The following is a 6158-nucleotide window of genomic DNA, read 5'->3' on the forward strand; positions in this document are numbered from 1 at the left end:
AGATGCGTTGTACGCGCAGCAAATGTATGCGAAAACACGTCTTAGTCTGGACAGTTATGAACCTACCGTCATTCATTACGCGCTGGAGAGGGGATTTCATATCATCAATGATATTACGGGGCTGGCAAAAGATGAGGTAGCACGGCTATGCGGCAGTTATGGGGCAACGGCAGTGATTATGCATATGCAGGGCCAGCCTCTCAATATGCAGGAAAATCCGGTCTATTCGTCGGTGATTCAGGATGTTGAACTCTTTTTCGGTGAGCGGATTGCAAAAGCAGAATCATTTGGGATTAAAGAGATCATTCTCGACTGCGGAATCGGTTTCGGAAAACGGTTGGAAGATAATCTCTCTCTTGTCACCCATCAAAGCCATTTTCTCCGTTTGGGTAAAAAACTCTTGGTAGGGGCGAGCCGAAAATCGATGATTGATCTTCTCTCACCCTCAAGCAGTGACGAACGTTTGGCGGGAACGCTGGCAATCCATCTTAAAGCAATAGAAGAGGGTGCCTCCATCGTTCGGGTGCATGATGTTAAAGAGCATGTACAGGCGATAAAAGTATGGAAAGCGCTTCAAGGATGATTATGAGTAATACCGTTGTTATCATTACCCTGTCGCTTTTAGTGCTACTCTCTCCGTTTTTATCCCGTATTACCAAAGTTCCGGTGGTCGTAGTTGAGATTTTACTGGGAAGTTTGGCCGGATATTTCGGCTTTTTGGTCGAAAATGAGCTTTTTAAAATTATTGCCAAAGTGGGATTTCTGTACCTGATGTTTTTGGCGGGGATGGAGGTTAATCTCAAAGAATTCGGCTTCGCGAAATCTTCTTTGCTTCGTCGCACTATTATCTATTTTACGATGCTTTATGCGTGTTCTTTTACCCTGTTTATCTATTTTGACCTCAGTTCGGTCTATTTGGTTGCCTTTCCGATTTTTTCCTTGGGAATGCTGATGGCGCTGGTTAAAGAGTACGGCAAAAATCAGCCGTGGCTGGCACTTGCCCTCAACATAGGGATTATCGGTGAACTGGTCAGCATTATGGCATTGACGATTCTCAGCGGGGGATTGGAATATGGGTATAACCGAGAGTTTGCCTTTACCCTCGGAGGACTCTTTTTATTTTTGATCGGATTTGTCCTCTTTTTCCGAGGGATTAGAATTTTGTTTTGGTGGTACCCGGGACTTAAAACCCTTATCATGCCTCACGATGACAGTAAAGATCAAGATATCCGCTTTTCAATGGCACTGATGTTTATTATGGTAGCCGTTATGCTGTATTTGAAAATCGATGTGGTTTTGGGAGCATTTTTGGCGGGGATGTTTATTGCCACCTATTTTAAGCATAAAACAGAGCTACCTGAAAAACTCTCCTCTTTCGGGTTCGGATTTTTAGTTCCGATATTCTTTATTCATGTTGGTTCTACTCTTGCATTGGACGCATTTACCGATGTGAAAATATTGGAACTTGCCCTCTTTATTGCCGGAGCGATTATCGGTATTCGGCTTTTAAGCTCTTTGGTCGCCTACGGAGGATATTTGGGATTGAAAAATACCATTCTGTTTTCCCTCAGCGATTCGATGCCGCTTACGTTTACGGTTGCCATTGCTACATTGGGCTACGGGGCAAATGCAATTACTCATGATGAGTACTATGCATTTATTGTAGCCAGCATGGGAAGCGGGATTTTTCTAATGCTTCTGATTAAATTTTTATATACTTTCTTTAACAAGAAGTAGAGGCAATTACCATTAAATTTCAGTAAAAACAAGATACAATCAAAAATTAGTGCAATGATTCGATCAAGGATGCACCTTAAGCGAGAAGGAGTCACGTGGATTTAACGGTTATTTTAGGAATCTTAGGGGCAATTACTACTATTTCTGTCGGAGACTTAATGGAGGGGGGGAATCCTATCCATGTCGTCCATATCACTTCCCTTATTATTATTATGCCTACAACATTGCTGGCCTCTATGGTGAGTACCGATCCTGAACATGTTAAGGGTGCATTTAAATTGCTCCCCATGATCTTCAAAAATTCTTCGGTTGATATGCATGCCCGAATCAAACAAATTATCGAGTTGTCGACCATGGCACGGCGTGACGGATTGTTGTCGCTGGAAGCGAAAGTGGCTCAATTGGATAACGAGTTTTTAAAGCAAGGCCTCAGTATGGCGGTCGATGGAAATGAAGTCGATACGATTGTTGAGACACTGGATTTGGTTATCGAAGAGACGGAACACTATTATCACGGGTGCGCACACTATTGGATTTTGGCGGGGGAAACATCCCCCGTTTTGGGTCTTGTCGGGGCGGTTTTGGGACTTATCCTGGCTCTCCAAAAACTCGATAATCCCAAAGAGATGGCCGAAGGTATTGCCGGGGCATTTACCGCGACGGTAACCGGTATTTTTAGTGCATACGTTCTGTTTGGACCGATGGGGAACAAATTGAATAAAAAAGCACATCATATTGTAAAAGAGCAAAAGATGATGCTCGAAGGGATTATCGGTATTGTTCACGGCGATAATCCCCGTACCCTTGAAGCAAAATTACTCAACTTCCTCTCCCCGGTGGAAGAGAAACACAGCCAATTTAATTGATGAAGTGTATAGATGGCTAAGAAAAAATGTAAAAAGTGTCCAGAATGTCCCCCGGCAGAGAAATGGGCGGTTCCGACCGCCGACTTCTTCAGTCTCTTATTAGCACTTTTTATTGCCCTTTTTGCAATTGCTTCGGTTAACAAAGAAAAAATAAAAGCGGTCAAAGAAGAATTTGTAAAAATTTACGATTTTGCTCCCGTTCCTCAAGAGATCACTCCCGTCGTAGATATGGTGAGTGAGAGTAAACCTGTACCGGATGCGGCTTCAAACCCTGCCGGAGCAGCTCCGGTTCAAGATGGCGGATCATTATTGGTAGGGTCACCTCCTACCAAATCCAGTGAAGCGACATCGGAAGCGATCCAGAAAATACAGCAGGATTTGAAAAGCGCATCTATGGGCGCGGGGCCTTTGGATCAGAGTATGGACGGAATATTGTTGAAACTTCCTACCTCTGTCCCGTTCAAAGGGGCAAATGCGACGATCGACAATGAGGAACTCCATCTCTTCCTTCGCCGTGTAACCGATATCATTAATACTCTTCCACCGACGGTGGATATCTCTATACGAGGATATACGGACAATCAGCCGCTTCCTCAAGGGACACCGTACAAAGATAATATCGAGCTTTCTAGCCGAAGAGCCGATACAGTAATGCGAGAACTCATTCGAAATGGTGTTGCCCCTGAGCGTCTCTCCACGGCTGGGTTCGGATCGGCTAAGCCGGTTGCCCAAAATACGACGGAAGAGAATCGTGCTAAAAATCGACGGGTAGAGTTTTATCTGTATGTCTCGAACGATACGCCGCTCGATCAGGCGAAACAAAACAATATTTTGGATGCCTTAAGCAAGCTTCAAAAATAAACTTTTTGTGTGAACGGTTTTAAGATATTTACAAAACAAAAGACGAATCGGATAGACAATCACCATTTCTATCATTCCGGTATTCTCGATCACGGCTATACTCCGCAGGGGCTGCGTTGGCATTCGAAACAATCGCAGGAAGTACGCTTCCATCAATTGCTATCTCTTTTGCCTCTGGATACGGAATCGATTGTTGATGCGGGGTGCGGTTTTGGTGATTTATGCGGCTATATACGCTCCAAAGAAAAATATTCCCTCCGTTATGTAGGGTTGGATTCGCTTGAAATAATGGTAAAGGAAGCATCCAAACGGACGAATGAGGCTGTTTATCAGTGTGATATCCTTCACGATTCACTCCCGGAGGCAGAGTTTTATATTTGCAGCGGAGCTCTCAATATTTTAACTCGAAATGCTGCGTATCTTTTTATTGAACGCTGTTATAACGCTTCATCACGCGGGATAATTTTTAACTTTTTGGCTGGCGATAAAGATTCAAAAACGTTTAATTATCTCAAAGAGGGGGATATAAAGCGGTTAGGCGAGAAGTTGAATGGCAGAGTTGTTTTCCGTCGTCATTACTATGAGAGTGACTGTACGGTAGCTTTTTATAAGTGATAGGCTAATCGGCTATTCGCCGAATGCCGCTTTTATTTTACAATAAAAATAAAATTGAGACAGTAGTAAATTGCCGCACTAAGCAATGCGGTGACCGGCAAGGTGAAAAGCCATGAAAGCAAAATAGTCTTCACGGTACTTTTCTGTACGCCCCCCTCAGGTTCTGCGACCATCGATCCGGCCACGGAACTGGATACGATATGCGTTGTGCTGACCGGAGCATGGAAAAAGTTCGCCATGAGTATCGTCATCATCGCCATAGCTTGTGACACGGTACCTTGCATATAGTTAATCGGCTGGGATCCGATTTTTTCACCGATGGTCAGGACAATTCTTTTGTACCCTATCATTGTTCCGACGCTAAGCGCTAATGCGACCGCTATAATGACCCAGCTGGGTACGTACTCGGTTGCTGAAAGCATCGTTTTTCGTTGAGCGGCTATATAATCGGACTTGTCTTTGTCCGTTAACAAATAAGTTTTTTCCACTTGACCAAAAAAGTTATCCGAACATAAAATAGCGGTATGCACACTCCAACGATCTTGAGGAGAGAGCTCTGAATACGATTTAATACCGCTAAGTTTGGTCGCAATCAAAGCGGTTGTATCGTAAACCTGATTAACGTTACACTCCGCTATCGTATTTTTTGTTTTAAGGGCACTGATCAAATGCTTTTCACTTACGAGCTTGTTAAGCGCTTCATTGTTCTGTGCATAAAATTTTGCTAAATTCTCGGCACTGTCTCGAGTTTGTTGGATTTTATACTGGTGCGAATTCATATCGAGTGCGTAATAGGTCGGCAATATTCCTATAAGGATAATCATGATAATACCGATCCCTTTTTGCCCGTCATTCGAACCGTGTGCAAAACTAACACCCGCACCCGTCGTAATGATCCCCATACGCATCCAGAAATTCGGACGTTTTCGTTTTACTTCACTATCGGGTGTTTTGTAAAACTTTGGATTTTTGACGAATCTTCTTGTCGCTTTCATGAGCAAATACGCGAATCCGAATCCTAAAATAGGAGAAAGAGCCAATGCGGTTAAGACCCCATATAATGCTTTCCAATTCACACTTTGCGAAAACTCAAAACCGTGCATAACGCCAAATACGGTACTTACTCCGATAAGGGAACCGATGAGTGAATGGGAACTGGAAACCGGCAAACCGAAATACCATGTTCCGAAATTCCATATAACGGCAGAAATCAAAATGGAGTAAATCATAACTAACGTTGCATCTTGATTGGATGCGACCATAATATCCAGCGGCAACAAGTGGACGATAACATAAGCAACACCGATACCGCCTAGGATAACACCTAAAAAGTTCATAATACCTGACATAATGACAGAATATTCTGCTTTCATAGAGTTTGTATAAATGATCATGGCAACAGCATTTGCGGTATCATGAAAGCCGTTAATCATCTCATAAAAGAGAGCGATACCTAGCGATAGAAGTAATAAAACAATGGTAATGGTGCTGACATTGTTCAGTGCATCCAAAATTACAGACATGCAGTTATCCTAAGATTAAAAATATGAGACGGAATAATATTACAAAACCGTTACTTCTTGGTTACGAAACGATTACGAAAGTATGCCCGATTGTCTCTTTGAAGAGACTTTATAGGGGCGAAGAAAAGAGGTTAGGGGAGAAGTGTCGCTTTAATGATTTTTTGGGTTTGTAGCGGTTTGTCACCGTTGCGTTGACCGTTTGTTTGGACGTTGTTAAGTTTACCGAGCGTGTCCATTCCCGTTACGACACGTCCAAAGATCGTGTGATAGCCATTAAGCCACGGGGTAGGTGCGGTTGTTATGAAAAACTGGCTTCCGTTTGTTTTCGGGCCTGCATTCGCCATTGCCAAAACACCTGCTTTATCAAAAACAACTCCCGATTTAAACTCATCTTTAAACGGTTTTTTCCAAATGGATTCCCCCCCGGCACCGGTGCCGGTAGGATCTCCGCCTTGGATCATAAAGTTTTTGATGATTCGCTGGAATGTCAATCCGGTGTAGTAGCCGTTTTTGACATGCGTTGTAAAGTTCTCAACGGCTAGCGGAGCAACATCTT

Annotated in this window: 7 protein-coding genes; 5 read left to right on the top strand and 2 right to left on the bottom strand. The window is 43.3% G+C overall.

Annotated elements, in window-relative coordinates; all coding sequences use genetic code 11:
* The 5 genes from folP to Q0C19_RS10365 all read left to right on the top strand — a co-directional run.
* A partial coding sequence (gene folP / locus Q0C19_RS10345; RefSeq protein WP_295055722.1) for a dihydropteroate synthase occupies window positions 1-583 on the top strand: 583 nt, incomplete at its 5' end.
* Window positions 584-585: 2 nt separating this feature from the next.
* Window positions 586-1737: a cation:proton antiporter gene (locus tag Q0C19_RS10350; RefSeq protein WP_295055724.1), complete on the top strand. Its 1152-nt coding sequence runs from the start codon at window positions 586-588 to the stop codon at window positions 1735-1737.
* 95 nt (window positions 1738-1832) lie between these two features.
* Complete coding sequence (motA, locus tag Q0C19_RS10355) at window positions 1833-2603, top strand: flagellar motor stator protein MotA (RefSeq protein ID WP_295055726.1); 771 nt, start codon at window positions 1833-1835, stop codon at window positions 2601-2603.
* A 12-nt stretch (window positions 2604-2615) separates the two neighbouring features.
* Complete coding sequence (gene motB / locus Q0C19_RS10360; RefSeq protein ID WP_295055728.1) at window positions 2616-3464, top strand: flagellar motor protein MotB; 849 nt, start codon at window positions 2616-2618, stop codon at window positions 3462-3464.
* A 9-nt stretch (window positions 3465-3473) separates the two neighbouring features.
* Window positions 3474-4079, top strand: coding sequence for a class I SAM-dependent methyltransferase (locus tag Q0C19_RS10365; protein ID WP_295055730.1), 606 nt, complete (start codon window positions 3474-3476; stop codon window positions 4077-4079).
* 32 nt (window positions 4080-4111) lie between these two features.
* Here Q0C19_RS10365 and Q0C19_RS10370 read toward each other — a convergent pair whose 3' ends face one another.
* Window positions 4112-5602: an inorganic phosphate transporter gene (locus tag Q0C19_RS10370; protein ID WP_295055732.1), complete on the bottom strand. Its 1491-nt coding sequence runs from the start codon at window positions 5600-5602 to the stop codon at window positions 4112-4114.
* Window positions 5603-5733: 131 nt separating this feature from the next.
* A partial coding sequence (locus Q0C19_RS10375) for a peptidylprolyl isomerase (protein WP_295055734.1) occupies window positions 5734-6158 on the bottom strand: 425 nt, incomplete at its 5' end.

This window comes from Sulfuricurvum sp., from assembly GCF_023250475.1.
Lineage (GTDB): Bacteria > Campylobacterota > Campylobacteria > Campylobacterales > Sulfurimonadaceae > Sulfuricurvum.

Coding starts and splice junctions, on each gene's coding strand:
- Q0C19_RS10350 (WP_295055724.1), top strand. CDS start 586: ATGAGTAATACCGTTGTTATCATTACCCTGTCGCTTTTAGTGCTACTC.
- motB (WP_295055728.1), top strand. CDS start 2,616: ATGGCTAAGAAAAAATGTAAAAAGTGTCCAGAATGTCCCCCGGCAGAG.
- Q0C19_RS10370 (WP_295055732.1), bottom strand. CDS start 5,602: ATGTCTGTAATTTTGGATGCACTGAACAATGTCAGCACCATTACCATT.